The 23,260-nt window shown below is 71.3% G+C and carries 24 protein-coding genes and 2 pseudogenes; 6 read left to right on the top strand and 20 right to left on the bottom strand.

Going from position 1 to position 23,260, the window contains the following annotated elements; all coding sequences use genetic code 11:
• Positions 1 to 121: 121 nt before the first annotated feature.
• From NDI76_RS04225 to NDI76_RS04235, 3 genes are all read right to left on the bottom strand, one after another.
• Positions 122 to 511, bottom strand: coding sequence for a DUF8048 family protein (locus tag NDI76_RS04225; protein WP_310922765.1), 390 nt, complete (start codon positions 509 to 511; stop codon positions 122 to 124).
• A gap of 80 nt (positions 512 to 591) precedes the next feature.
• Positions 592 to 1,578, bottom strand: a complete 987-nt coding sequence (locus NDI76_RS04230; RefSeq protein WP_310922766.1) for a hypothetical protein — start codon at positions 1,576 to 1,578, stop codon at positions 592 to 594.
• A gap of 176 nt (positions 1,579 to 1,754) precedes the next feature.
• On the bottom strand, positions 1,755 to 2,228 hold the full coding sequence (locus tag NDI76_RS04235) for a redoxin domain-containing protein (protein ID WP_310922767.1): 474 nt from the start codon (positions 2,226 to 2,228) through the stop codon (positions 1,755 to 1,757).
• Between the two features lie 205 nt (positions 2,229 to 2,433).
• Here NDI76_RS04235 and NDI76_RS04240 point away from each other — a divergent pair, with 205 nt between their 5' ends.
• Together NDI76_RS04240 and NDI76_RS04245 are read left to right on the top strand one after the other, a co-directional pair.
• Entirely contained in the window at positions 2,434 to 2,697 is a 264-nt protein-coding gene (locus NDI76_RS04240; protein ID WP_310922768.1) for a hypothetical protein, read from the top strand.
• A gap of 305 nt (positions 2,698 to 3,002) precedes the next feature.
• Positions 3,003 to 3,134: a hypothetical protein gene (locus NDI76_RS04245; RefSeq protein ID WP_310922769.1), complete on the top strand. Its 132-nt coding sequence runs from the start codon at positions 3,003 to 3,005 to the stop codon at positions 3,132 to 3,134.
• Between the two features lie 81 nt (positions 3,135 to 3,215).
• Here NDI76_RS04245 and NDI76_RS04250 read toward each other — a convergent pair whose 3' ends face one another.
• Complete coding sequence (locus NDI76_RS04250) at positions 3,216 to 4,943, bottom strand: radical SAM protein (RefSeq protein ID WP_310922770.1); 1,728 nt, start codon at positions 4,941 to 4,943, stop codon at positions 3,216 to 3,218.
• A gap of 86 nt (positions 4,944 to 5,029) precedes the next feature.
• Positions 5,030 to 5,875, bottom strand: coding sequence for a DUF429 domain-containing protein (locus NDI76_RS04255; RefSeq protein ID WP_310922771.1), 846 nt, complete (start codon positions 5,873 to 5,875; stop codon positions 5,030 to 5,032).
• 100 nt (positions 5,876 to 5,975) lie between these two features.
• On the opposite strand from NDI76_RS04255, the gene NDI76_RS04260 reads away from it, so the two are divergent.
• The 3 genes and pseudogenes from NDI76_RS04260 to NDI76_RS04270 form a co-directional block, all read left to right on the top strand.
• Entirely contained in the window at positions 5,976 to 6,656 is a 681-nt protein-coding gene (locus tag NDI76_RS04260) for a GNAT family N-acetyltransferase (RefSeq protein WP_310922772.1), read from the top strand.
• A 92-nt stretch (positions 6,657 to 6,748) separates the two neighbouring features.
• Positions 6,749 to 6,907, top strand: a complete 159-nt coding sequence (locus tag NDI76_RS04265; protein WP_008389170.1) for a DUF7559 family protein — start codon at positions 6,749 to 6,751, stop codon at positions 6,905 to 6,907.
• Positions 6,904 to 7,341 (top strand): annotated as a pseudogene (locus NDI76_RS04270) (Hsp20/alpha crystallin family protein); the annotation flags it as partial. The gene NDI76_RS04265 and the pseudogene NDI76_RS04270, both read left to right, overlap by 4 nt.
• Before the next feature lie 277 nt (positions 7,342 to 7,618).
• Here NDI76_RS04270 and NDI76_RS04275 read toward each other — a convergent pair.
• The 7 genes and pseudogenes from NDI76_RS04275 to NDI76_RS04305 form a co-directional block, all read right to left on the bottom strand.
• Complete coding sequence (locus tag NDI76_RS04275) at positions 7,619 to 8,803, bottom strand: NAD(P)/FAD-dependent oxidoreductase (RefSeq protein ID WP_310922773.1); 1,185 nt, start codon at positions 8,801 to 8,803, stop codon at positions 7,619 to 7,621.
• A pseudogene (locus NDI76_RS04280) lies at positions 8,800 to 9,574 on the bottom strand (creatininase family protein). Before NDI76_RS04280 ends, NDI76_RS04275 begins: the two are co-directional and overlap by 4 nt.
• A gap of 78 nt (positions 9,575 to 9,652) precedes the next feature.
• Positions 9,653 to 10,435 (bottom strand): DUF7388 family protein, encoded by a 783-nt coding sequence (locus NDI76_RS04285; protein WP_310922775.1) that lies wholly within the window; start codon positions 10,433 to 10,435, stop codon positions 9,653 to 9,655.
• A gap of 157 nt (positions 10,436 to 10,592) precedes the next feature.
• On the bottom strand, positions 10,593 to 11,192 hold the full coding sequence (locus tag NDI76_RS04290) for an NUDIX hydrolase (RefSeq protein WP_310922776.1): 600 nt from the start codon (positions 11,190 to 11,192) through the stop codon (positions 10,593 to 10,595).
• An 83-nt stretch (positions 11,193 to 11,275) separates the two neighbouring features.
• The gene (locus tag NDI76_RS04295) at positions 11,276 to 11,767 is read right to left on the bottom strand and encodes a DUF7109 family protein (protein WP_310922777.1); all 492 of its coding nucleotides are present in this window, start codon (positions 11,765 to 11,767) and stop codon (positions 11,276 to 11,278) included.
• Entirely contained in the window at positions 11,764 to 12,861 is a 1,098-nt protein-coding gene (locus NDI76_RS04300; RefSeq protein WP_310922778.1) for a glycosyltransferase family protein, read from the bottom strand. Before NDI76_RS04300 ends, NDI76_RS04295 begins: the two co-directional genes overlap by 4 nt.
• A 70-nt stretch (positions 12,862 to 12,931) precedes the next feature.
• Positions 12,932 to 14,128 carry an MFS transporter gene (locus NDI76_RS04305; protein WP_310923862.1) on the bottom strand — a complete coding sequence of 399 codons (1,197 nt, stop codon included), beginning with the start codon at positions 14,126 to 14,128 and terminating at the stop codon, positions 12,932 to 12,934.
• A 185-nt stretch (positions 14,129 to 14,313) separates the two neighbouring features.
• Here NDI76_RS04305 and NDI76_RS04310 point away from each other — a divergent pair, with 185 nt between their 5' ends.
• Entirely contained in the window at positions 14,314 to 14,484 is a 171-nt protein-coding gene (locus NDI76_RS04310; RefSeq protein ID WP_310922779.1) for an HVO_0758 family zinc finger protein, read from the top strand.
• A 15-nt stretch (positions 14,485 to 14,499) separates the two neighbouring features.
• On the opposite strand, the gene NDI76_RS04315 is transcribed toward NDI76_RS04310, so the two are convergent.
• The 8 genes from NDI76_RS04315 to NDI76_RS04350 form a co-directional block, all read right to left on the bottom strand.
• A complete protein-coding gene (locus NDI76_RS04315; protein ID WP_310922780.1) occupies positions 14,500 to 15,594 on the bottom strand; it encodes an aldo/keto reductase in 1,095 nt (364 codons plus the stop codon).
• A gap of 42 nt (positions 15,595 to 15,636) precedes the next feature.
• The gene (locus NDI76_RS04320; RefSeq protein WP_310922781.1) at positions 15,637 to 16,827 is read right to left on the bottom strand and encodes a DHH family phosphoesterase; all 1,191 of its coding nucleotides are present in this window, start codon (positions 16,825 to 16,827) and stop codon (positions 15,637 to 15,639) included.
• An 80-nt stretch (positions 16,828 to 16,907) separates the two neighbouring features.
• The gene (locus NDI76_RS04325; RefSeq protein ID WP_310922782.1) at positions 16,908 to 17,816 is read right to left on the bottom strand and encodes an SDR family oxidoreductase; all 909 of its coding nucleotides are present in this window, start codon (positions 17,814 to 17,816) and stop codon (positions 16,908 to 16,910) included.
• Positions 17,817 to 18,248 (bottom strand): DUF5791 family protein, encoded by a 432-nt coding sequence (locus tag NDI76_RS04330; RefSeq protein ID WP_310922783.1) that lies wholly within the window; start codon positions 18,246 to 18,248, stop codon positions 17,817 to 17,819.
• A gap of 58 nt (positions 18,249 to 18,306) precedes the next feature.
• On the bottom strand, positions 18,307 to 21,369 hold the full coding sequence (locus NDI76_RS04335; protein ID WP_310922784.1) for a DUF7286 family protein: 3,063 nt from the start codon (positions 21,367 to 21,369) through the stop codon (positions 18,307 to 18,309).
• Positions 21,369 to 22,310, bottom strand: coding sequence for a DUF7284 family protein (locus NDI76_RS04340; protein ID WP_310922785.1), 942 nt, complete (start codon positions 22,308 to 22,310; stop codon positions 21,369 to 21,371). The genes NDI76_RS04335 and NDI76_RS04340 overlap by 1 nt, the downstream gene beginning before the upstream one ends.
• Positions 22,301 to 22,774: a DUF7285 family protein gene (locus NDI76_RS04345; RefSeq protein ID WP_310922786.1), complete on the bottom strand. Its 474-nt coding sequence runs from the start codon at positions 22,772 to 22,774 to the stop codon at positions 22,301 to 22,303. The genes NDI76_RS04340 and NDI76_RS04345 overlap by 10 nt, the downstream gene beginning before the upstream one ends.
• Positions 22,752 to 23,231 carry a DUF7283 family protein gene (locus NDI76_RS04350; protein WP_310922787.1) on the bottom strand — a complete coding sequence of 160 codons (480 nt, stop codon included), beginning with the start codon at positions 23,229 to 23,231 and terminating at the stop codon, positions 22,752 to 22,754. The genes NDI76_RS04345 and NDI76_RS04350 overlap by 23 nt, the downstream gene beginning before the upstream one ends.
• Positions 23,232 to 23,260 lie beyond the last annotated feature (29 nt).

Here is a 23,260-nt window from a genome sequence, read left to right on the forward strand (position 1 = left end):
TTCGCGCCTCCCGCGTCTGCGACTTTCGAGTTCGGACTTCCGACCGCACTGCAGAACGTTGGATTCTTCGCCGCTTTCGTTCCGTTTCTCAATCCGTCGCGAGCGCCTGCCGGCGGCCGACTCAGAACTGCTCTGCGGTGTCGACGCCGATGACGACGCCGGCCTCGTCGTTGGCGAACCCTTCGTCGGCGTCGGCCGTGGAAGCGAACGCCAGTCGCGCCTGTTCGGCGTGGGCGCGGTGGACGGCCTCCTCCACGTCGTCGTCGAACGAGAAGTCGGCGACCACGTCGTCCCACGCCGCGCGAGGGACGCGATACGCCCGCACGTCGTCGACGGTGACGTGGTCGCCCTCCCGTTCGAACTTCGAGTGTTGACCGAGGAGGGCGGCGTTGAACTCGACCAGCGCGTCCGCCAACTCGTCGGGGTCGACGCCCGTCTCGTCGGCGGCGCGATGTACGACCGCGTCGTCTATCGGGGCCTCTCGCGTCTCCGAGGGACTGTCGTCTGACATCTGACTGGTGGGTTCGACGGCGGCCTGCCGGTTCGGTCTTTCGGCCCGACGCGCGCCGGCGACCGACCGATGACGCCGGGCTACTCCTCCTCCGCTTCCGTCAAATCGAGCCGGTACTCGTAGTACGCGTTTCCGTATCGGAGCAGGTCTCTCGGCGGGTAGTCGTTCGCGCCGCCGTCTTTCGTCACGTTGCCGTCGATGTACGCCCGTTCGTTCATCCGCTTCAGCACGGAGACGACGGCGTCGGGGAACGGATGCTCGGCAGTGTACCCCTCTCCCCGCGCCCGTCGGAACACCTCCCGCTCGGCCGCAGAGAGCGTCTCGGGGTCGATTCGCGCTCCGACGAGGCGTCCGCGGATGGCCTCTTCTATGCCCGTCTCGGAGTCGGCGACGGGGTCGGCATCCGGACGGTAGACGGCCTCGTGGAACGTCTCGCGGGCGACTTCGACCCGCCAGATTCGGTCCCTGTGGGCGACGCGCGCGGGGCCGTCGTCGGCGAGGAGTTCGCTCCGGTTCGCAGCGTCGTCATCGCGATAGACGGAGCCGCCGCGTTGGACGAGTCCCCACGGGACGCCGCCGGCGTTGCCGCGGGCGCGCGCCGCCATGTACGCGATTTGGACCGCCCGTTGGTCGACCTCGGGCAGGTCGTCTCTCTCGACGTACGTCGACTCGTCGGCGTCGTCGACTCGCCCCGCTTCGGACAGTCGCAGGACGGGATGTGTCACCTCCTCCTCGCCGACGACCACCTCGTCGAGGCGGTAGTACGTTCCGTTCAGTTCGGCCCACACGGGACCGCTCGTCGGGAACGGCTTCCGGTACTGCGTCGTGTACTCCGTCCCGTTCACGGCCGCCGCGAAGGCCTCCTCGTCCCACGGTGCGCGCGTCTCGTTCAGGTCTTCGACGTACCTCTCGCGGAGCGTCGACGTGCGGCCGTACAGGTGGAACGTGAGTGTCGCGGGGTCGTCGCCGGCCGCCTCGGAGAGCCGGTTCGAACACCCGCTCGCGGCCGAGAGGCCGACTACGCCGACGAGCGCGAGGAGCCGTCGCCTGGACGTGGTGGAGGACATTCGGTTTCGGATTCGCCCAACACGTCAAGTATCTTTGGTATCGTCGGGACTCCAACTCGATTCGCCTCTGAGTCCGGGTCGGTCGGCCGAGGTCGCGTCGCCACTGCCGAGATTTCGCGTCGAAAAAAGTGCGGTTCGAGGCCCCGAATCGACCGACGTCCGCGCTCTCGGCCGAGTTACGCTGACTGGACGGCGTCCAGCAGTTCCTCGTAGTCGGGCTCGTTCTCGGGGGAGTCGGCCTCCCACGCGTACGAGACGGCGCCGTCGTCGTCGACGACGTACACCGCGCGGTTTGCGACGCCGTACAGACCGAGGTCGCCGATGTCGGTTTGGAGGTCGTACGACTGAATCGTCTCCCGGCTCATGTCGCTGACGAGGGGGAACGACAGGTCGTACTCCTCGCGGAACGCGTTGAGCGAGAACGGCGAGTCGGCGCTCAGCCCGTACACCGACGCGCCGGCGTCCTCGAAGTCGTCGGCGTGCTCCTCCAGAGCCGACATCTCGTTGGAGCACGGCGGCGTGAACGCGCCCGGGAAGAACGCGAGCAGGACGGGACCGTCGCCGACGGCCTCGGACAGCGAGAACTCCTCGACCTCTCCGTTCGCGACCTTGTTCGTGAACTCGGGTGCGTCGTCGCCTTCTGAGACCATACCTCCACGTCGGGCTCTCGGGCGGATAAACCGTCGACAGGACGCCGCTCTCGCCGCCAGCGGGAGAGCTATATATCGCTCGACGACCCGTATTCAACGTTGTTGCCGACGGACGAGACGGTGCGACCCGGCCGCGTCGGCGCAGCTTCAATATCCGAGCCGACGTATCTGAGAGCACCTCCGGTTCGTCCGAAGGATTCCCATCATGAGTACCTCCTACCCCACCCGCGGGACGACCGGCCCGCGCGGCCGACGCACGGCCCGCGCCGTCCTCGTCGCCGTCGGCCTGTTCGCCCTCGGCGTCCTCGCCAACCTCGTCCTGAGCGTCGCCGTCGCGGTGCCCCTGTCCTCGCGGCCGTTCTCGTCTGACCGCCGTCCGCGGTTCGGTTTCCGCACGGCGGCGGAGCCGAGGCGGTCCCTTCTCCCGAAGCGTCTCGCCACCGGCGAATCGTTCGGACCGCCGTACTGATAAACGGGTTTCGCACACAAACGGCACGTTCAGGTCAGATATCGATAATATCTATCGGGTGGTCCCGACGAAGGCCGGCGAGCGGTTTCGCCCCACCGTCCCCGCTCCGACTGGTCCGACCCGGGAACCCCCCGAGTCGCCGGTCGAGACACACGTCCGAGTCGAGACGCCTCTATACGAAACTACTACGCTCTCTATCGGCATCCGGAGCGGACAGAGACCGGAACGGGGAGACAACGGCGTCGGGCGTGACGGAAACGGTCGTGATGACCTGCGCGGAGTGCGGAGGCGCGCGAGGACACCGGGTGACGGTCGTCGTCGAATCGGCGCTGACGCGCGGCGGACTCGCGGGGACCAGCGACGAATCCCCCGCACAGCGGATACGGATTCTGAAGTGCGACGACTGCGGGGAGTTCACGCGGAGCAACGCGCTCTGAGGTTTCTCGGCGGAGACGGAAAGCGACCGGGCAGTTGCCCGTGTGGGTGACGGAACGGTCCGGGACGCCGTGCGGCCTCGCTCACTCCGCCCGCGGTTCCACCGGGTAGGGGCCGGTGAACTTCGAGAGGTCGACGTCGGCGACGCTCACCTCGTCCGCGGAGGCGTAGGGTCGGTTGACGACGATGTCGCCGGCGGTGCGGTTGCCGATGCCGGGGATGGAGGTGAGTTCGTCCATGCTCGCCTCGTTCGGGTCCAGCGGGTGGGGTACGCCCGTCACGGACCGGTAGCCGTGGTCGACGATGGCCACGTCGATGGTCTTTCCCAACTCGCGTTCGCCTGGGATGCCGACGAGGAGCGGGTAGGTGCCGAGTTGACGGCCGAACGTCCGGCCGTCCTGGTGGTACTCGAGGTGGACGTTCGGGAGGACCGTCCCCGCGGGAGCGACGCGCTTCAGCATCGGTTGGTCGATCTCCTCGCGCACCTCCTTTTTGTACTGCTGGAACAGTTTCTTGTGCTCGGCGGCGATGTTCGCGCCGTCTTCGGCCATCTCGGTGCCCTCGAACGCCATCACCTGTCGGATGTTGATGCGGCGGACCATCAGACCGGCGTCGTAGACGCGGTGGAGGAAACGCTTGTTGTGCGCGAACGTCTCCTCGCGTTCGCCTTTCAGGCCGTGCAGGAGATTGATTCCGGGGAGGAGTTTCGGCAGGCGGTTCGCGGCGCCGTCGCCGTGCGTCGGCGCGTCGGCGGGCGACTCGCCGGGGCGCCAGCCGGCCTCCTCGTTGACGATTTTGACCGCCTCGAAACACTCGTCTGCGGTGACGTTCAGCGTGTTCTGCTCCTGCACCACGGGGTCGGCGGATTCGAGGCCGAACGCGGCGGTGTCGCCTGGCGTATTGTGTTCGGCGATGATTCGGATGCATTCGCGGGACTGCTCGGGCCACTCGACCACCGTGATGGGATTCATGTTGTCGAGGTGGAGCGTCTCCAGGTCGGGCGCCACCTCGCGAATCCCCTCGTACAGTCGGCGGAGGGCGTCGGGGTTCGGCGCCTCGCCGTCGCCGCCGAACGCGAGGATGTCGGCCTGTCGGCCGAGGCGGAAGTGCTTTGCCCCCCTATCGGAGAGGTTGCCCACCTCGCGGACGACGGACTCGGGCGTCCGGAAGGCGGGGTTGCCGTACATCGGTTCGGTGCAGAACGAACACCGGTAGGCGCAGCCACGAGAGGTCTCCATCTCGCAGATGAGGTACTCGGGGTGGTTGGGGTGCTGTTCGACGACGAACGCCCCCTTCGCGGCCCAGCGGTCCAACTCGTCGTTGTCGCGGTAGCGGTTGTCGAAGCCCTCCAACTCGTTCGAGACGAGGTCGTACGCCGCCGACTCCACGTCGGCCATCGCGAGGAAGTCGTAATCGAGGTTCCGACGCTCCATCTCCTGGGCGCCGGCGTTCTCCTCGCCGACGCCGAAGCGGATGGGACCGCCCATCAGGGAGGTGCCGTCGGCGGTCCACGCGAGTTCGCGCACCTCGTCGGGTTCGGCGGGGGTGCCGCCGACGTACTTGCCGGGGACGGTCATCCCGCCGATGTATATCATCAGGTCGGCGTCGGCCACGTCGGCCCACTTCTGTCTGTCGTCGCGGAGTTCGTCGATGGTGTGGTAGGTGACGTTCTCCTCGGGGACGCCGGCGTCGACGAGAGCCCCGGCCGTGAAGCGCGGGTACGTCGAGATGTACGGCGGCACGCCGAAGTGCGCCGGTTCGTCGACGTAGCCGTCCACGAGCGTTACGGCGAGGTCGGCCGGGTCGGTCATGTGGGAAGGGAGACGGTCGACGGGTAAAACGGTGACTACCTCCGAACGCGCTTCGAGCGCACGTACGGCGGCGCGTCGTCACCCACTCAATGGAAGATGTGCCCCTCGCGCCGCCACGCCGTCCCCGACGGCCGGAGTCGCTCGGCCCGCCGCGTTCGCTCCCACGTCGCCACCGCGGCGACGACGGCGTCGAGAGCGTCGCCGTCGGCGTCCGCCACGGCCCGGTCCCGCACGGCAGGGGCGACGGAGACGCCGTCGAGGGCGGCGAGGGCTTCCAGATTCTCCGTCCGTCGCCGCCGGCCCGCCTCGTCGCTCGTCTTGTACCGCTCGCGGTGAGCGCCGAGGCGGTCCAGCGTCGCGGCGGGGTAGGCTTCGAGCGCCCACGGCAGGTCGGGGTCGGGGTCCTGCATCGGGAGGACGCGCGCCGCGTCGGCCTCGACGAGGGGTTTCAGCACGTCGCGGACGCCGTGGAACGTCTGCGCCTTCACGAAGAAGTGATAGGGAGAGGTGGCGCCGACCGCGCGGTCCGTCTCTCGTGGGTAGTACGTCCGGTCTCCTGCTCTCTCGGCGGCGCGTTCGCGCGCCCACGCCGAGAACTCGCTCGCGTCGGCGAACCCGTTCGGGAACCACCGGACAAACGCCGCCCAGTCGTCGACGCCCGCCGCGTCCAGCAGGAATGCAGGCAGACCGAACGAGAAGTCGAGACCGAAGGCGGTTCGTCCGCCGGCGTCGGCGAGAAACGACCGGAGCGCCGGCAGGACGGCCTCGCGGGCGGCGTCGGTTTCGAGGAGGTCCGGCGCGGCGATGCAGGATTCGACGTCGAGAGCGCCTTCGTCGGCCGTTCCGCGGGCGAGGTATATCGACTCGCCGGCGCGGCGGGCGCCGCTGAAGTCGACGCCGTAGACGGTCGTCGGCGGGTCGAATCCCGTCATACGCGTCGGTCGGATGCGAACGGAATAGTCTCCCCGTTCCGCGCCCGCCAATTCCGCCGTCACCGAGAGACGTTTTAGCTCCCCGCGCGGCCGTGTGAGTATGAGCGACGAGGGACGCGCGGCGGATGGCGGCGCGGCGGCCGAGGCGACGAGCGAGACGGCGGACTCGGGGGGGAGCGAAGCGGTTCGAATCCGTCCCGTCGACCCCGACGACGCCGCGGCGATTCGGGACCTCTACGCCCCGTTCGTCGAGGAGACGGCGGTGACATTCACGGAGCGGGTGCCGTCCGTCGAGGAGATGCGTCGGGAGATACGGGACAAGCGCGAAGCCGACGCTTACCCGTGGTACGTCGCCGAAATGGATGGAGACGGGAGTGCGGACGAAGGCGAGAATGGGGATGAGGGCGTCGTCGGCTACGCCTACGGGGGAAGCCTGCGCGAACGGGACGCCTACCAGTGGGCCGTCGAGACGTCCGTCTACGTCGACCCCGACGTACAGCGCGGCGGTATCGGGAGGACGCTGTACGAGCATCTGTTCGAGACGCTGCGGGCGCAGGGGTACGTCGCCGCCTATGCCGCCCTCGGGATGCCGAACCCCGAGAGCGTCGCGTTCCACGAGGCGACCGGGTTCGACCATCTCGGGACGTTCCCCGAGGCGGGGTTCAAAGTCGGCGCGTGGCACGACGTCGAGTGGTACCGCCGGCCCCTCCGCGAGGCGCCCGCGGACCCCGACCCGCCGCGCCCCGTCTCCGCCGTCGACCCGGCGTTCGGGAGCGAGTGAACGGCCCCGGAACCCCTCACGAGGACCGCGACACCGCGGCGAGGTGGGCCGAAGCCCGCGTGTTTATCATCGTGGCGAGGCTAGGTGGAGACATGCCTGCGACCCTCGAAGTGAAGTGTACGGATTCGGACTGCGAGATGGATATGTTCGAGATGCACTACACCTACGACATGCCCGACGATGTGGGCGTCGAGGACTTCGCCTGTCCGTACTGCCGAGGGACCGACTGCTTGGAAGCCATCGAACTATGAGCGGGCTGAAGGAGTTCGGCGAGTCCGCCGCCCGGAGCGTTCTCGAACGCGTCGGCCGCGGCGTCGGCCGCGTCCAAGAGCGAAAGCCGCTCCCGAACGACGTCCTCGAGAGCGACGACGCCTACCTCGTGGTCTTCGACGCTCCCGGCGTCCAGCGCAGCGACGTACAAGTGCGCTTTCTGGACGGCGAGGTGCAGGTCCAGATAGACCGCTTCCGCGACTTCCACGAGGGGTTCGAGATGCGCTTCCCCGGCCGCGGTCTGTCGCTCGACGGCAGCGCGGAACTGCCCGACGACGCCGTCGTCGACGCCACGGGCGCCAGCGCGACGCTCGCAGCCAACGGGACGCTCCGCGTGGAGATTCCGAAGGACGAACGCGCGCAGGACGTCGCCGTCACCGACGAGGCCGACGTCTCCTCGTCCGATACCGACGCCACCGGAACGGAGGGGGCGAGCGAGGAGACGACGATGGGCGAGACGATGGCCCGCGGTGACACCGACGGCGAGACGGACCGCGGCGACGTCGGCACCCCGGAAGACGGCGACGGCCTCGACGCGACCGGTTCCTCGACGGACATCGACGCGACTGACGCCGCCGACGGGGTCGGGTCGACGGACTCGACCGGCGTGGGCGACGAGGACGAGGATGAGGACGACGACGAAGACGACAACACCGCCGGCCTCGACCGCTAACCAGTCCTAACCCCGCCGGTCAGTCGACGGTCATCCCCTCGACCACCTCGAACGCTTCACTTCCGTCGAACCGTCGCGGGTCGTACGCTTTTTCGACGCGCTCCCCGCCGAGCATCGCCGCCGCGACGGCCTCGCCCGACGCGGGCGCCCACATGAACCCGTGGCCGTGCCACCCGGTGGCGACGAAGACGTCCTCGACGACCTCGCCGAGCAACGGCTTTCTGTCCGGCGTCGCCGTGCAGAGGCCCGCCCACGCCCGCGACACCTCGGCGTCGTGGGTCGCCCGACGGTCGAGTACGTCCGTCGCCGCCTCGACGAACCAGTCGTCGCCCTCGCGGGACCACTCGTCCGGGTCGGCCTCGACCGCCTCGGTGCCGTCGCCGGCGAGGAGGCCCTCTGGGTGCGGGCGGAAGTATGCCCCCTCCGAGGCGTCGTAGCAGATGGGTCCGTCGTACGGCCGACGACTGACGAGGGCCTGCACCCGGTACGGTTTCGTCGCGAGAGGAACGCCGGCGTCCGCGAGCACTCGCTTCGTGTGCGCGCCCGCGGCGACGAGCACCGAGTCGTACCGCTCGGTCACCACGCCGTCCGGGCGGACGACGCCCGGCGGGTCGGTCCGGACGCCCACCGCCTCGCCCGTCCGAATCTCGACGCCCGCCGCGCGGGCGCGGGCGGCCGCCATCGAGACGTAGGAGGCCGGGTCGGTCCACATCGCGTCGGCGGCGACGGCGGCCGTCCCCACGTCGTCGGTCCGGAGGGCGTCGCCGAATCGGTCTCGAAGACCAGCGCCGTCCGTCGTCGTCACGTCGCGGCCGTGGGCGCGCATCCGTTCGGCCGTCTCGGCGACGGCCTCGCCGGTCCGGTCGTCGTCGGCGCGGGCGAGGAAGACGTACGGGCAGGGCGTCGCGGAGAAGCCGGTCGCCTCGTCGCCGGCGAACGCGCGGAATCGGGCGAGGGCGCGCGCGGCCATCCGGACGTCCACGTCCTCGGCGTAGGCGTCGTAGAGGATGCCGGCGGCGCGCGAGGAGGACCCGGCGCCGACGGCGTCGCCGCGTTCGTACACCGTCACCGACGCGCCCGCCTCCGCGAGGTCGGCCGCGGCCGTGAGTCCGACCGCGCCCGCGCCGACGACGGCGACTCGCTCGCCCGACCCATCCGGAATCCCGAACGGCCGCGCGAAGTCGTCTTCTCCCTCTCCGCTCATCGGTGCTCCGCCGGCAGCAGCGACTCGAACGGCCGCTCGGTCAGCCAGTCGATGAGCGTCTCCAGGTCCGCCTCAGCCTCCGAGAGCAGGCGCTCTCCGGCCTCGGCGGACGCGCGGGTGGGCCGGCCGACGGCGCCGCTCTCGGTGAACTCCGCGGCGTCGACGGGGAGCGACGCGCCCGCGACGGTCGTTCCCCACGAGTCCGCGCCCCCCTTCTTCCGCCGCCGCGAGGGCGTCCTCGCGGACGAGTTCGGGCGCGGCCGCGTAGACCATGCTCGTCTCCATCTCGTCGGCGTGCCCGATTCCCTCGGTTCCGAACAGTTCCTCGGCCGTCTCGTCGAGGTTGGACCACCAGTTCCACGGAACGACGAACGCCGTCTCCTCGCTCCGAAGGCGGCGCGCGGCGCGTTCGAGGGCGTCGTCGTTGCCGCCGTGACCGTTGACGACGACGACCTTCCGGACGCCGTGGGTCGCGAGGCTCTCGACGGTCTCCTCGACGTACGCCGCGAACGTCTCCGACGAGACGGTGAGCGTCCCGTCGAACTGCAGATGGTGGCTGCTGACCCCGACCGGAATCGGCGGGAGGACGACGGCGTCCGCGCGGTCGACCGACTCGGCGACGGTGCGGGCGGCGAGGTAGTCTGTTCCCAGCGGCAGCGCCGGTCCGTGCTGCTCTATCGCGCCGGTCGGCAGGACGGCGACCGAGGCGTCCTCGAACCGCTCGCCGGCCGTCGTCGTCGTGTGTTCGTGGAGGTGCGGCGAATGTTTCATCGTAGTCGTCGCTCGTCGGCGGGACACTTAGGCGCTTAGCAGTCGGTGAGGCGAAGAACGGAGCGGGGGAGGCCGGCGCTACTCCGAGAACTTCTCGACGCCGCGGGCGGGGTAGCCGACGACGATGTCGGCGCCCGCCTCCTTTATCGAGGAGACGCGGTCGCGGACCGTCTCGACGTCGCCGACGAGGGCGTAGTCGCGGACGGCCTTCCCGAGCACTTCGCGGGCGCGGCCCTCGGCGCGGGCGTCCGTCGCCGCGTCGGTCGGGAGCGCCTTCGCCACGGGCCGGCGCCGGGCGGCGTAGGCGCCGACGCCGTCCAGAATCTCGTCTTCGTCGTCGGCGAGCACCGTCGGCGCGTAGACGGCGATTTCGCCGTCGTACCCCGTCGCGCGGAGCGCGCGGAGGTCCGTCTCCGTCGACCGCGAGAGCAGTTCGTACTGCGTGCCGCCGGCGGCGAGGGCGACGCGTTCGACGCCCTCGGTGCCGACCCACGCCTCCGGCGCGCGTTCGAGGCCGGCGGCGAGGCGCGGTGCGACGGCGCGGCGACGTTCCTCTTCGGAGAGGTAGGCGGCGTGGCCGGCGACGAAGACGCGGCGGACCCCCTCGGGCACCCAGTTCCAAAGGTCGTCGTCTCCCGTGGGGTCGAAGCCGTCCGCGCGGACGGGCATCGTGAGACGAACCTCGCGGTCGGCCGCGAGTTCTCGAAGCACCTCGGCGTCCGGGAGGTGCTCGCGCCCCTCGTAGTCGACGGCGACGGTGTCGAACGGCGTGTCGAGGGCCGCCCGCACGTCGCACTCTTTCGGCTTCAGGGCCACGGCGTCGAGACCCGTCTGCGAGACGGCGCACTCACCGGTCAACATCGTGTATCACTACTCACGTGAGGAAGGTTATCGTCGTCGCGGAACGCGATCCATCGTCTGTGCGACCATGTGACCCCTCGTTACCGACGGGACGGCATAAACGCGTCGTTCAGGGCCACTTCTTGCCTGCGGGGGACGGTCGAGCGGATGGGCGACGTTACAGTGGGAGTTCGGCGTCCGGGTCGACCACCCGGTCGGGTTCGGCCGGCGCCTCCCAGTCGGTGGCGAGTTCGAGCAGTTGGACGAGCATCCGCCCCGTCGCCCCCCAGACGGTGTAGCCGTCGACGTGGAAAAAGTGGATGCGGTGGTCGCCGTACTTCGGGTGCATCCGCTGTTCGGACTCGTAGTTGTCCAGGTTCGTCAGGTCCGACTCCGCGAGGACGGCTATCTCGGCCACCTCGCGTTCGTCGGGGTCGTACTTCCGGTCGGGGACGCGCGCGACGAACGGCGTCACGGAGTAGTCGGTGACGGTACCGATGTCGTCGAGTCGGCCGAAGAACTCTACCTCGTCGCGGAGGAGGCCTATCTCCTCGTACGCCTCGCGGAGCGCCGTCTCGCGCAGGTCCTCGTCGCTCGGTTCGCGCCCGCCGCCGGGGAAACTCATCTGGCCGGGGTGCTCGCCGAGGTGGTCCGCGCGCTTCGTGAACAGGACGTGGTCCTCGCCGCCGCGGACGAGGACGGGGGCGACGACCGCCGCCTGCCGGTTCGCGTCCGCTATCGTCTCGGCGCCGTGCGACGACACCCGCGAGAGGTCCATGTTGGTTCGAACCGTCGGAGGCGCTTAGCCTTAGCTCTCGCGGCGAGCGGACGTCTGTGTGGATCAAACGGGACAGTCAGTCGTCAGTCGAGCGCCGCCTCCAACCGCGCGCGGACCGTTTCGACGGTCGCCGCCGCGTCCGCGTCGCCGGGCGCCCACAGTTCCGCGTCGTACGCCACGTCGAGCAGGCGCTCGATTCGGGCCTCGTCGCCCGCCCTGACGGCCGCCTCGCTATCCCGTCGCAGGCGGGCGGCGGCGGCGTCGGCGGCCGACCCGCGGTCGACCGTTCTCCGGTCAACGTCGAGGATGTGCGGCAGGTCCTCGGCGTTCGCCGGGAGCGACGGGAACGCCGCCGGACCGGGGACGAGAAGTGCGACGCCGTCGCGGTCGTACGCGACGAGGTAGTACTCGCGGACCGCGTCCTCAACCGCCGCCGACAGCGCCGCCGCGTCGGCGTCCCGCCCCTGCTTGAACGCGAGTTCGTCGAGTGCGCGCCCGAGTTCCGCCCGTGAGAGCGCGCCGAAGAGGTCGACGACGCCCGCGAGGTCGTCGTACAGCGCTTCGGCGTCGGTCACGACGACACCTCCTCGGCGTCTCGCTCGGCGGCGCCGACCACGTCCGCGGGGTCGAACGGCGCGTCCGACCACGCGGGTAACCGCCGGTCCTCGCCCTCGGGTTCGACCACCGCGTCGGCGTAGGCGGCCACCTGTTCTCGCTCGCCCGCCCGGTCGAACGCGAAGTCGTTGAACGCCGCGTCGGCGGCGTACTGGTCGACTAATCGGAGCGCCGCCTCGCGGTAGCGGGCGGGGAGCGTCTCGAAGTCGGGGACGACGCCGCGGTCCGCGAGCGTCCGGAACAGCGTCTTGCCGACCGACTCGCTCATATCGGAGAGCCCGGTCGGCCCGGAGACGGCGCGGTGGTCGTGTTCGTAGGCGCCGAGGTCGACCTGCGCCGTCCCGTCGAAGCCGACGGCGTCGAACGCGCCGCCGAGGACGCCGACTTCGAGCCCCCACGACCGCGGCGCGCGGAGCGACCGGGCCACGTCGCTCGTCGCGGCGAACTCGCCGGAGAGCGCGTACCGGAAGGCGTCGAGGTAGTCGACGACGGGGGCGCGCGTCTCGTCGGCCAGCGCGCGGACCAGCGGCGCGTAGAACAGGCGGAACAGCCGACCGTACAGGCGGCCGTCCTCGACGCGGGCGTAGTAGCCCTTCGAGAAGCCGTAGCCGTTCGCGAGGGGGAAGAGCAGGCGGGGGACGTACGAGCGGTCGTACGTCTTCGTGTCGGCGTCGTGGACGACGACGAACTCCTCCTCGGCGGCGCGCCCGAGCGCCAACCACACGTCGCGTCCCTTCCCGCGGACCCCGCTCAACCCCTCCGCGCCGAGCAGGTCAGAGACGCGCGGGCCGTCGCACCACAGCACTTCGAGCGGCAGGTCGTACTCCGAGAGCCACTCGCGGAACGGCCCGACGCGTTCGGCCGGCGCGCGAAGCGGGACGACCACGCGGGCGGGGTCGACGCGTTCGAGGGTCGAGAGGACGCGGTTGGCCGCCAGCCCCGCGTACTCGCGTTCGGTCATCGGGACGACCACCGCCGTCCGCGCCGTCGGCGCGTCGGGCGTCGGGTCCGAGAGGTCGTGAAGCGTCGTCACCCGCTCCTGCACGTACTCCATCGAGCGACAGTGAGGACTGCCGAAGGAAAAGGGGGCGGGTCGGGGAACCCCCACGCCCGCGGGGGAGCGGTCAGTTCGGAAGTCTGTCGAAACGCTGGAGTGCGAGCAGCGCGCTCACGACGACGGCGAGGCCGAGCGAGAGTCCCGTGAAGATGGCGTCGTACGAGAGGCCGCCGGGCGGAAGCGGGTCGACGACCGGCAGCAGAGCGGTCGCGGCGCGGACGACGTCGTAGGCGCCGTGGCCCTCGCGGAGCACCCCGACGGCGGAGGAGCCGGTGGCCTGAACGATCATCATCCCGGCGGAGTAGACGGCGTAGGCGCTGCCGCGGTGTTCGTCGGGGAGCGTGTCGAGCAGGTAGGTGTCGAGCGCCGGAAAGAGGCTGTGAACGACGTAGCCGACGACGGCCGTGAGGAGGAGGATGGGGACGAGGTCGCTGGTCGCCGTCAGCGCGAGGACGGCGACGACGAACGCGGCGACGATAGCGAGGAGGTACGGCACCGGCGGCAGGCGGTCGGCGAGGCGCCCCGAGACGAAGAAGGCGGGGACGCCCGCGGCGAACAGCAGCGTCAGCGTGTTCTTCGCCGTCGCGCTTCCGAGTCCCTTCGTCTGCATGTACAGTTCGTAGAAGTTGAACAGCCCCTGCCAGACGAACCCGGTGGAGCCGAGGATGACGACGCCGAGGAGGATGACCCGCCACTGGGCCCGCGCGGCGCCGAGAAGGTTCCTGTCGGCCGCGCCCGCCGCCGGGAGTTCGGTGCGCCGGGCGGTGCGGTAGAAGACGACGGTGGCGAGGAAGGCGGCGACGCCGATGCAGACGAAGACGACGCGCCACTCGACGAACACGGAGAGGACGAGCGTGACGAACGGCGCGGCGATGACGGCGGCCAGTTGGGCGGCGGTGCCGTGGACGCCCAGCGCCCGTCCGACGCGCTCGGGGTAGAGTTCGCTCACGAGGGGGTTGGCGGCGACCAAGTAGACGCCCGAGGAGAGGCCCATCAGGAGGGCGCCGACGCCCACCATGACGATGGAGTCGGCGGCGGCGGTGAACGCGGAGGCGACGGTGAGTATTCCGCCGGTGGCGAGGACGACGCGGTGGCGGGGGACGCGCGTCAGGAGCCATCCGGTCGGGAGGCGGGGGACGGCGCTGCCGACCCACACGAGCGTCGCGACGAGGCCGGCCGTCGCCTCCCCGATGCCGAAGACGGCGATGAACTCCTCTAAGAGGGGTGCGAATATCACCCGCGCGAGGTTGACGAGCAGCACCATCGAGCAGAGCGTTCCGAACAGCCGACCACGTGACACGACCGTGCGTTTCGCTCGGGGGGGTTCAAGCGTTCCGGAACGCCGCTGGGTCCCGTCTCGCAGCCGTTCGGAACCGTTGCCCGCGAACCGTGCGAGTCGGTGTCACCTCCCAGCGACTTTTTACGTATCCCTGACAAACGCGGAAGGGTATGAAAACGACGCGGAAGGGGATGCGCGAGGGGGAGTTGGAGAAGGACACGTACGACCGCCTCGCGTGCAGCGAGTGCGGCGAGACGCTGAAGACGCGGAACGACCCCGAGGAGGTGTTCTCGGTTCGGACCTGCCCCGACTGCGGCACCGAGTGGAAGGAGCTGGGATAACCGGACCGGCGACCGCTACTCGAACACCGCGTCGAACGCGCGGGCGCCGAGCGGTTCGAAGGTGCCGGCGGCGACGTTCTCCGCGACGTGTTCGGGCGAACCGGTGCCGACGAGGGCGCTCGTGACGCCCGGCGCGCTCCGCGCGAAGTTGAGCGCCCGTTGTGCGGGCGTCTCCCCCGAGAGCTGACCGTCCACCGCCGCGGGAATCGACTCGGCGAGCGCGCCCTGCGAGAGGCTGGCGCTGGCGAACGCGTCGAGTCCGCTCTCGTGGACGTACCGGAGCGCGCTCACGTCCCCTTCTTCGTCGGGGTGGCGGTGCGCCTCGACGGTGAACGCGTCGGCCATCCGCACGTTGAACGGGAGTTGGACGGCCGCGAACCCGCAGTCGTCCGCGCCCGCGGACTCGGCGGCGCGTTCGGCCCGCGCGAGGACCTCGGGCAAGGAGAGGTAGCTGTCGTGCCCGCGCGGGACGCGGAACGCCTCCCACGTCGCCACGCCGTAGACGCCCAACTCGCCCGCGAGGCGACGCTCCTCCAGCGTCTCGAACGCCGCCTCCAACTGGTCGTACACCTCCTCTCTCGAACGCTCCGTCAACTGCGTCTCGGGGTTGTGGACGTAGTAGCAGTCGATGGCGTCCACCCGAAGGTTCTCCAGCGAGCGGTCGAACATCGCGTCCAGAAAGCCCGGAGCGATGCAGTGGCTCCCGCGGGCCAAGTCGTCGGTGTCGACCAGTCCCGACCGGACGAACTCGTCGCGGACGTACGCGCCGGGGTCGTCGGGCCGCGACCCGTCGAACGGCACGAACCCGCCCTTCGTCGCCACGACCACCTCCTCGCGGGAGACGTCCGCCGATTCGAGGGCGTCGCCGACGGCGCGTTCGCTGCGCTGACAGCGGTAGTTTATCGCCGTATCGAGGAGGTTGACTCCCGATTCGAGCGCCTCGACCATCGCCTCGCGGTAGCGCGCGTCGGCGTCGTCCGTCGGGTCGCCGAGATAGGTGCCGACGCCGATGCTTGAGACGACGCCCGGACCGAACCGACGGAAGTACGTCCGCGCGAACGCGTCGCCGAATCGGTCGCGATACCCCCACGTACCGGATGTCGTCGCCATGGGTGAAGTAGCGGACGGGGGCGTAAACGCGCTCTGGTCCCCTTACACGTCGCCGGACATCGCCTCGAACAGGCGCTCACACAGTTTCCGCCGGGGGAGCGCGTCGCCGCCATCGGTGAGGATGCGGCCGTCGCGTTGAGGAATCTGCCCGCCGCCCATGCGGGCGTGGCCGCCGGCGGAAGCGCCGGGGACGTTGTCGAGGGCGTGTTCGAGCGTCCGGCCCATGTGGACCCGGTCGTCGCGCGAGCGACCCGACAGAAAGAGCGTGCCGTCGCGTTCGCCGCAGACGACGACGGCGGTGACCCCCTCCAACTGGATGAGTTCGTCCGCCGCCTGCGGGATGGCGTCGACGTTCGACAGCGTGCCGACGTCGCTGACGGCGAACGGCCCGCGCACGTCGCGCCCGGCGATGGCGCGCGCCTTCAGTTCCAGCACCTCCTTGGACACCTCCGGGTTGGCCACCCGGTTGAGCACGTCCTCGTCGACGCCGGGGTAGAGGTAGCCCGCGGCGGAGAAATCGTTCGCCGAACAGCCCGCGGTGAGCCGCTTCGTGTCGGTGAGGATGCCGTAGAGCAGGCCCGTCGCGACCATCGAAGGGACGGTGTACTCCGAGCCGACTTCGCTGGCGTGGCGGTCCGGCGGGACCGGCTTCGCGCCGACGTCGCGGAAGTACTCCGCGACGATGCTCGAACAGGCGCCGTAGTCGGTCCGCACGTCGGTGAACCGCTCGCCCGTCCCCTCGCCGGGGTGGTGGTCGACGACGGCGAACGGAACGAGGCCGTCGGCGCCGGCGAATCCGCGCGGACGGTTGTGGTCGACGAGGACGACGTCCGTGGCCGCGAGATCCGTGACGTGGTCGATTACCTCCAGGTCGAGGTCCAACACCGTCTCGAACGCCCGGTTCTCTTGGTGACGTATCTGGCCGGTGTACTGGATGCGCGCGGTCACGCCGACCTGTTCGGCCAGGCAGGCGACGCCGATGGCCGCCGCCATCGCGTCGGGGTCCGGGTTGGGGTGCATCAGCACTGCCACCTCGTCCAGTTCCGACAGTCGCTCCAGAAAGCGGGTCCCCGTCGGACGCTTGAAGTGCAGGATCGCGTACAGACCGCCGCCCAGCGCCACCGCGGCGACGACGACAGCCACGACTAGCCCCGGGTGGTCCGCGAGGACGGATCGGGCCCCACCCACCACCTGCGCGACCCCCGTCGCGCCGACGGCTGCCCTCGACTCCATACCGTGCGGTCCCGTGCCACACGTATGAAGATTCCCTTTGTTTCGCCGTCACGAGAACGACAGTATACGCCGGAGAAACGCTATCCTGCGCCGTCGGCGGCGCGGTAGTCGGCTATCGCGGCACGATAGCCCTCCCGGAAGGTGGGGTAAGCGAACTCGTAGCCGAGTTCCCGGAGGCGGTCGTTCGAGCACCGCTTGCTCGTCAGGACGCGCCGCCGCGCCGCCTCCGAGAGGTCGCCGTCGGCTAGGCGTTCCTCCTTGGTTCGCTTGTCCGGCCGGGCGACGCCGCACTCGTCGGCTAACCAGTCGGCGAACGCCCACTTGTCGGCGGGTTCGTCGTCGACGACGAGGAGCGTGTCCGTCCCGCGGGCGCTCTCGTCCGAGAGGAGAAAGCGGACGGCACCGGCGGCGTCGTCGCGGTGGACCATGTTGAGATAGCCCGCCGTGACCGGACCGGAGAGGTAGCGGTCGAGGCGGTAGCGGTCCGGACCGTACAGACCCGCGAATCGCGCGACTGTGCCGTCGATGCCCGCCTCGGCGGCCCCCTCGACGGCGACCCGTTCGGCCTCGGCGAGGACGCGCGTCTTGTCGGTAGTCGGGTCCAGCGGCGTCTCCTCGTCGACCCACTCACCCCCGTGGTCGCCGTAGACGCCCGTCGAAGAGGTGTAGACGAGTCGCTCCGGCGGCGAGTCGCGGTCTCCGTACTCCGCTACGACGTTCCGCAGACCGTCGACGTAGACCCGCTGGGCGGCGTCGGCGCCGCGGCCGCCCGAACTCGCGGCGAACACGACCCAGTCCGCGTCCGGGAGCGAGGACACGGAGTCGGGGTCCGTCGCGTCGGCGCGCACCGGGTTGAGCCCCGCCGATTCAACCGCCGCGAGGCCGTCGTCGGACCGGCGAACGCCCGTCACGTCGTGGCCGTCGCTCGCCAGTTGGCGACCGAGTTCGAGGCCGACGTAGCCGCACCCGACGATGACTGCGCGGGCCATCTACCGGTCGTTCCGCTCGGCGATGTAGCCGTGGATGGCCGCCAACTGTTCGAGCGTCATCGCGTTCCGGCCCTCGAGCGCCTGCTGTATCTCCTGTCCGGAGAGACCGAGGTCGACGTTCGAGGCGATGGTGTCCACGTCGAGGACGCCCGTCGTCATCCCGAGGAGGAGGTGGTCGCGGAGTTCGAGCACGATGGCCTCCTGATCGGGGTACTCCTCCGAAAGCGCCAACAGCGCGGCCGCGTCCTCGACGCGCATGTCGGGCGCGGGGCCGTCGGCGACGGCGGCGACCTGTTCCTCGTCGACGTCGGCGTCCGCCGCCGCCGCCTCGACGCCGACCGAGTCGACGACGGTCCGAATCTGCGCCTCGTAGGCTTCTCGCAACTTCGCCGGCGAAAGCGACGCCGGGTCGTCGGCCGCGTCGTAGAGCATACTCCCACTCGCCGCGCCTCGGGCAAAACGGTTTCCGTCGCCTCCGTCGCCAACCGAATCACTCCCGCGGGCACCGTCCCGTCGGCGTGTCGCACCGCGGTCCCGGCGCCGACCCGGCCCACGCCGGGGACGCCTCGAACGCGTCGCCGTCGACGTCGCCGACGCCGTTGCCGGCGGGCGGGACGACGGCGACGACGACCGTCCGCACCTCGAACCCGATTCGCTCGTTCGACCCGACGACCTCCCGCGTTCCGTCGCCGTCGACGTCCAGTCGGACGACCGAGCCGTCGCGGACGTACGTCGTCGGGACGGCGCCCCCGCCCGCCGAGACGGCGAAGCGGGCGTACGCGCCGCGGGCCTCAACGACCCAGAGGTTCGCCGTGGCGACCCACGGGTTCAGCGTCGGCGACAGCGGAAGCCCCGCGGGCACCGACCCGAGCGTGCCGTTCAGGACGCGGTCGGTCAGGCGGTCGGCGCCGCGGGACGCCGCTTCGTTCGTCAGTTCCGTCGCGAGCGTCCGCGTTCGGGAGGCGGTGCCGTTCACGGCCGCTTCCGGGACGCGAACCCCCGGAGCGGTCGTCGCCTCGCGCAACTCGACTCTGAGCGCCGTGGCGAGTCGGTCCCGCGTCGAGTCACTCTCGACGCTGACCTCGGACGCGACGGCGGCCGCGAGCGACCCGTTCGACGCGGCGACGGCGCGTGCTCCCGGTCCCCGCCACCGAGCGAGGGCGACGTCCACCGCCTCGGCGCTCTCGGCGGGCGTCATCGCCGTTTCGCGCCGGACCGCGATTGCGGCCCGCAATCGGACCGTGACGAGCGAGCGGTCCACCTCCTCCGCGAGCGCGTCGCGTCGGTCACGGAGCGTCGCGTCCTCGCGGGCCGCGAGCGTCCGGTCGGCGGCGACGAGCGCCCGGCCGGCCGTGCGGAGCGACACCCGAGTCCCGCCGAAGACCCTGCCGACGACCGAGTCCGCGAGGTCGCCGTACGGGAGGGTGAACAGGTTGGTATTCCGGGCCGCCAGCGGCGTGTAGGCGGTTCCGTCCGCGACGCCGTCCACCGCCGCGCCGTCGACGCCGGACAGCGAGAGGTACGCCGGGTCGCCGTCGGGGACGAACGCGTCGTGGTCGGCGGCGGCGACGGCGTCTACAGTACCCGAGTCGTCCTCGGCCGCGCGACTGGCGAGCGCCCCCCTCACCGCGTCCGCGTCCACGTTGCGGGAGGCGAGCGCACCCCGCAGTCGGTCGTTCCGCCCGTCGGCCGCCGCGGCGCGTTCGTCCAGCGCCGCGAGGACGCGGTCGACGTACGCCGCGCGCGCCGCGACGCGGACCCGGTCGGCGACGCCGTCGTACTCGGCCGGCGCGTCCACCAGGTCCGTCCGTCGGTCGCGGACGGCCGCCGCGAGTTCGGCCGCCGCGTTGGCGTGACCGGTCGCCGCGTCCCGCGCCGCAACCTCGACCGAGACGTTTCTGACGCGTTCGCGAAGCCCGGCCACGTCCAGATACACCCACTCGCGGAGGGATTCGGGACGCTCGCCGACGTGGGTCGTCGACGCCGCGGCGCTCCCGCCGGCCGTCCCTCCGCCGGAGAGCGCGGCGCGCCGGGCGACGGCGTCCGCACCGCCGCGGTCCGCGAGTACGCCGCCCGCCGCCCGCGGGACCGACGCGAGGTTCGGTCCGGAGAGGGCGCCGCCGCGGTCGAACAGCGGCGTCACCGACCGCTCGGGACCCGGAAGCGAGCGGAGCGACGCGACGACGGCGACGCGGACGCGGTAGTCGTCCGTCCAGCGTCCCGTTGTCGTTCGTCTGGTTCCGTTGCGCACCCACGTCCGCGAGACGGTGTGACGCACAAGAACCCGCCGAGCGGTCGTCTCGAAGGCGCGTTCGCCGACGCCGACGGTCCGCGGAGCGGCGGGCGTCTCGGCGGCGTGTACCGACACCGCGGTGTCGACGTTCTCGTCGACGAGCGTCCATGCCCCCGCCGAGTCGCTCGAACCGAAAGACGCCGACAGCGGGTCGGGAGCCGGCTTCTGTCCTTCGTCGGCGTCCGTCACCGTCGAGATGACTGTTACGTCCGCGGTGTAGCCGTCTCGACTGAGCGCGGCGAGCGTCGGCGCGTCGTCCCCGTCCTCGCTTCCGAGTAGCGCGAGAAACGCGTCGTCCGCGGTTCCGCCGACGTCCGCGGGGAACGTCTGCGTCGACAGCGGCTGGTGTGTCCGGGGGTTCGGACGCGGCGCGGCGCCGACGAGTCGCTCTGCCGTCTGCCCCCCGACGACGGACGGAAGCGCGTCGGAGAGTCCGGTTCGAAGCGTCGCCGCGCGGACGCCGCGAGCGGCGTCGGGGTCCGTTCGTCCGAACGAGGCGCGCTGTGCGGCGAGGACGCCGGCGTTCGTCGAGAGCGCCACGTGGCGATTCGCGACGACGTTGTCGACGGGCGCGCCGGCGTGCTGGGCGAGGCCGCGCGCCTCCGCGACGGCGAGCAGTCCGGCCGTCGCCCGGCGCTTCAGGCCGGGCGCGTACACCGGCGAGCGGTTCAGTCGCCGCTGGAAGTCCGCCGTCCGGTCGTGGAGCGCGAGTGTCGGCACCGCGACGGTCACGCGCCGGGAGACGGTCCGCTCGGCGACGACACGGCCATCTCGCACGGCGACGAGCGAGACGTTCCGAACCGTCGCCGTCAGCGACCGGCCGCCGTCCGCCGGAGACACGGAGACGTCGCGCAACGCCGGTCCGACCCCGGCCTCCGAAACCGCCGGAAGCGACGCCCGCGCCGTCGCGTCTCCGCGCCGGTGTTCCACGGTCGATAGCGCGCCGCGGGCCGACAGCGCGATTCTGAGCCGGAGGTAGTTTCGGAAGGTCCGGTTCTCACCGAGGGCGCGGCCGACCGTCGTGTTCGCGGGCGTCGTCACCGGGTCGGCGGCGGCCGCTCTCGCCGCCTCGCGGACCGCCACTCTGAGCGCGGCGGTCGTCTCGGCGTCGACGCGGTCCATCGCGACGTCGACCGAATCGTCCACGACGCCGGCCTCAGGGGAAGCGAGCGACGCCGCGAACGTCGAACTCCCGACGAGGAGCAGCACGCCGACGAGGGCGAACGGGACTCGCGCTCGCTCGTCGTCCGCCAGACGCATCAGCGACCGTCCTCCGTCGTTCGCCCGCCGTCCGTCACGTCGTCTCCGCCGTCGCCGTTCCACGCGCGGACGACGATTCGCACCTCGGAGACGGAGACGGCGGCCGCGGCCGCCTCGGGCGAGTCGTAGCGCCCTCGAAGGTCGGACTCGACGCGGGGGGCGAGGGTGGACGCGAAGCGCCGGTTCGCCGTCCGCGTGTCCGCGTCGCCGACGGCGTCGGCGGTATCGGTCGCCGAGACGCCCAGTTCTGCGGCGAGGCGGGCGTAGCGGTACCGCGCGAACGTCGAGACTGGGGCGTCGTCGCGGAGCGCAAGCCGCATCCGACCGGCCGGCGCCAGCACGTCGACGGTGCGGTTCGCGACGGCGTCCGACAGCGACGCGAAGTCGCGCGTCTCGCGCGGAGAGAGCGGTTCCGCCCCCGTCGGGACGGTGAGCGTCGCCGCGTCGACGGCTTCGCCCTCGGGGGGAGCGCCCCCGACGGCGACGCGGCCCTCGACCGGCGCGTCGGGGTACGGCCGCCAGACGGCGTCGATTCGGAGACCGACGGTCGATAGTTCGCTCCGGACGGCGCCGCGGACGGCCGCCCGCAGGCCGTCCCGCGCGTTCGTAACGGGGGCGCCGTCGAAACCGGCCGTCCCGACGGCGACTCTGGCGAGGAGGCCGGCGAACGATCCGCGCGTCGTCCGCTCGAACTCCGGGCCGGCCGTGCGCTCGAAGCGGACGCCTTTCTCGAAGCCGTTCGCCCGACGCGCCCCCGGCGCGAGCGAGTAGTTCACCGTGGCGGTGCTCGTCGCGAGGACGGCGGCGACGGCGTCCGGGCGGTCCGCACCCTCGTCCACCGCGTCCGCGGACGTTCCGACGTCGGCGGCGGTGACGCCGAGGACGGCGGCGCCGAGGAGGAGGAAGAACACCGCGGCGTCGACGGCGGCGTTCACGACCACACCGCCACCGAGAGCCGTCCGGGTTCGACGCGGCCGGGAGCGAGTCGGACGCTGACGAGGCGACCGGCGCGGTCGACGCGGTTCGTGCGGTCCGCTGCGTCCGACGAGTCCCCGGGAACGGCGGGACCGACGCCCCACTCGCGGCCGTCCGCTGCGAGCGAGACGTTGAGTCGGCGCCCGGCGGGGCCGCGGTCGCGGGCCTCGGCGAGTCGTGCGGGAGCGACCACGCCGCCGTCGCTCGCCGCATCCGCGACGCGGTCCAGCGTCGGACCGGCCGTGCTCCGTTCGTCGACGACTGGCACCGCGCCGGCGAGGACGGTCGCGTAGAGACTCACGCCGGCGCAGACGGCGAAGAGGGCCGCGAGGGCGGCGACGGGCGACGCCTGCGCGCGGGTTCCCTCGCCGCTCGCGTCGGACGCCGTTCCCCGCTCGGTCGACGGTTCACGCGTCGACGAGGACGACATCGACCCCCTCCCAGGCCGTCGTGCGAACGAGAAGCGTGCGGTCCACCGCGCGCCAGGGCGCGTCGGTCCCGCGGGCGCGGGCGTCGACGACCGCCTGCCGGAACGCCTCCGGGTCGTCGTAGGCGTCCGAGGGGTGCGCGCCGTGCACAACGTCGCGGAGTCGCGAGTTCCCCGGCGGGACGGGCGTGACCGGGCCGAATGCGAGCGTCGCGTGTGCGGTCCCCGCGTCGTTCCGCAAAGCGAGTCGGCGCGGGCGGAGTCTGACCGCCGTCGCGTCCAGCGGGTGTTCGGCGGTCGAGGTGTACTCGGCGGCCGCGGCGCGGTCCACCGTCGCGGCCGCGGACTCGGCGTCCGGCGGCGGGGCCGTCGGGAGTCCGGCGGCGGCGCCGACGAGGGCGACGCCCGCGAGCGAGAGTCCGAGCCACGCGTACCACGCGTCGAGCGGTAAGTCGAGCATGGGCCGTCTGGCCGCGGATTCGTATATAA

This window comes from Halogeometricum sp. S1BR25-6 (assembly GCF_031624495.1).
GTDB lineage: Archaea > Halobacteriota > Halobacteria > Halobacteriales > Haloferacaceae > Halogeometricum > Halogeometricum salsisoli.

Excerpts from the sequence above, each read along its gene's own strand:
- NDI76_RS04235 (WP_310922767.1), bottom strand. The coding sequence starts at position 2,228 with ATGGTCTCAGAAGGCGACGACGCACCCGAGTTCACGAACAAGGTCGCG.
- NDI76_RS04320 (WP_310922781.1), bottom strand. The coding sequence starts at position 16,827 with ATGGAGTCGAGGGCAGCCGTCGGCGCGACGGGGGTCGCGCAGGTGGTG.
- NDI76_RS04330 (WP_310922783.1), bottom strand. The coding sequence starts at position 18,248 with ATGCTCTACGACGCGGCCGACGACCCGGCGTCGCTTTCGCCGGCGAAG.
- NDI76_RS04290 (WP_310922776.1), bottom strand. The coding sequence starts at position 11,192 with ATGGACCTCTCGCGGGTGTCGTCGCACGGCGCCGAGACGATAGCGGAC.
- NDI76_RS04225 (WP_310922765.1), bottom strand. The coding sequence starts at position 511 with ATGTCAGACGACAGTCCCTCGGAGACGCGAGAGGCCCCGATAGACGAC.
- NDI76_RS04255 (WP_310922771.1), bottom strand. The coding sequence starts at position 5,875 with ATGACGGGATTCGACCCGCCGACGACCGTCTACGGCGTCGACTTCAGC.
- NDI76_RS04250 (WP_310922770.1), bottom strand. The coding sequence starts at position 4,943 with ATGACCGACCCGGCCGACCTCGCCGTAACGCTCGTGGACGGCTACGTC.
- NDI76_RS04335 (WP_310922784.1), bottom strand. The coding sequence starts at position 21,369 with ATGCGTCTGGCGGACGACGAGCGAGCGCGAGTCCCGTTCGCCCTCGTC.
- NDI76_RS04350 (WP_310922787.1), bottom strand. The coding sequence starts at position 23,231 with ATGCTCGACTTACCGCTCGACGCGTGGTACGCGTGGCTCGGACTCTCG.
- NDI76_RS04260 (WP_310922772.1), top strand. The coding sequence starts at position 5,976 with ATGAGCGACGAGGGACGCGCGGCGGATGGCGGCGCGGCGGCCGAGGCG.
- NDI76_RS04240 (WP_310922768.1), top strand. The coding sequence starts at position 2,434 with ATGAGTACCTCCTACCCCACCCGCGGGACGACCGGCCCGCGCGGCCGA.
- NDI76_RS04300 (WP_310922778.1), bottom strand. The coding sequence starts at position 12,861 with ATGGAGTACGTGCAGGAGCGGGTGACGACGCTTCACGACCTCTCGGAC.
- NDI76_RS04310 (WP_310922779.1), top strand. The coding sequence starts at position 14,314 with ATGAAAACGACGCGGAAGGGGATGCGCGAGGGGGAGTTGGAGAAGGAC.
- NDI76_RS04285 (WP_310922775.1), bottom strand. The coding sequence starts at position 10,435 with ATGTTGACCGGTGAGTGCGCCGTCTCGCAGACGGGTCTCGACGCCGTG.
- NDI76_RS04305 (WP_310923862.1), bottom strand. The coding sequence starts at position 14,128 with ATGGTGCTGCTCGTCAACCTCGCGCGGGTGATATTCGCACCCCTCTTA.
- NDI76_RS04345 (WP_310922786.1), bottom strand. The coding sequence starts at position 22,774 with ATGTCGTCCTCGTCGACGCGTGAACCGTCGACCGAGCGGGGAACGGCG.
- NDI76_RS04230 (WP_310922766.1), bottom strand. The coding sequence starts at position 1,578 with ATGTCCTCCACCACGTCCAGGCGACGGCTCCTCGCGCTCGTCGGCGTA.
- NDI76_RS04265 (WP_008389170.1), top strand. The coding sequence starts at position 6,749 with ATGCCTGCGACCCTCGAAGTGAAGTGTACGGATTCGGACTGCGAGATG.
- NDI76_RS04275 (WP_310922773.1), bottom strand. The coding sequence starts at position 8,803 with ATGAGCGGAGAGGGAGAAGACGACTTCGCGCGGCCGTTCGGGATTCCG.
- NDI76_RS04325 (WP_310922782.1), bottom strand. The coding sequence starts at position 17,816 with ATGGCCCGCGCAGTCATCGTCGGGTGCGGCTACGTCGGCCTCGAACTC.
- NDI76_RS04315 (WP_310922780.1), bottom strand. The coding sequence starts at position 15,594 with ATGGCGACGACATCCGGTACGTGGGGGTATCGCGACCGATTCGGCGAC.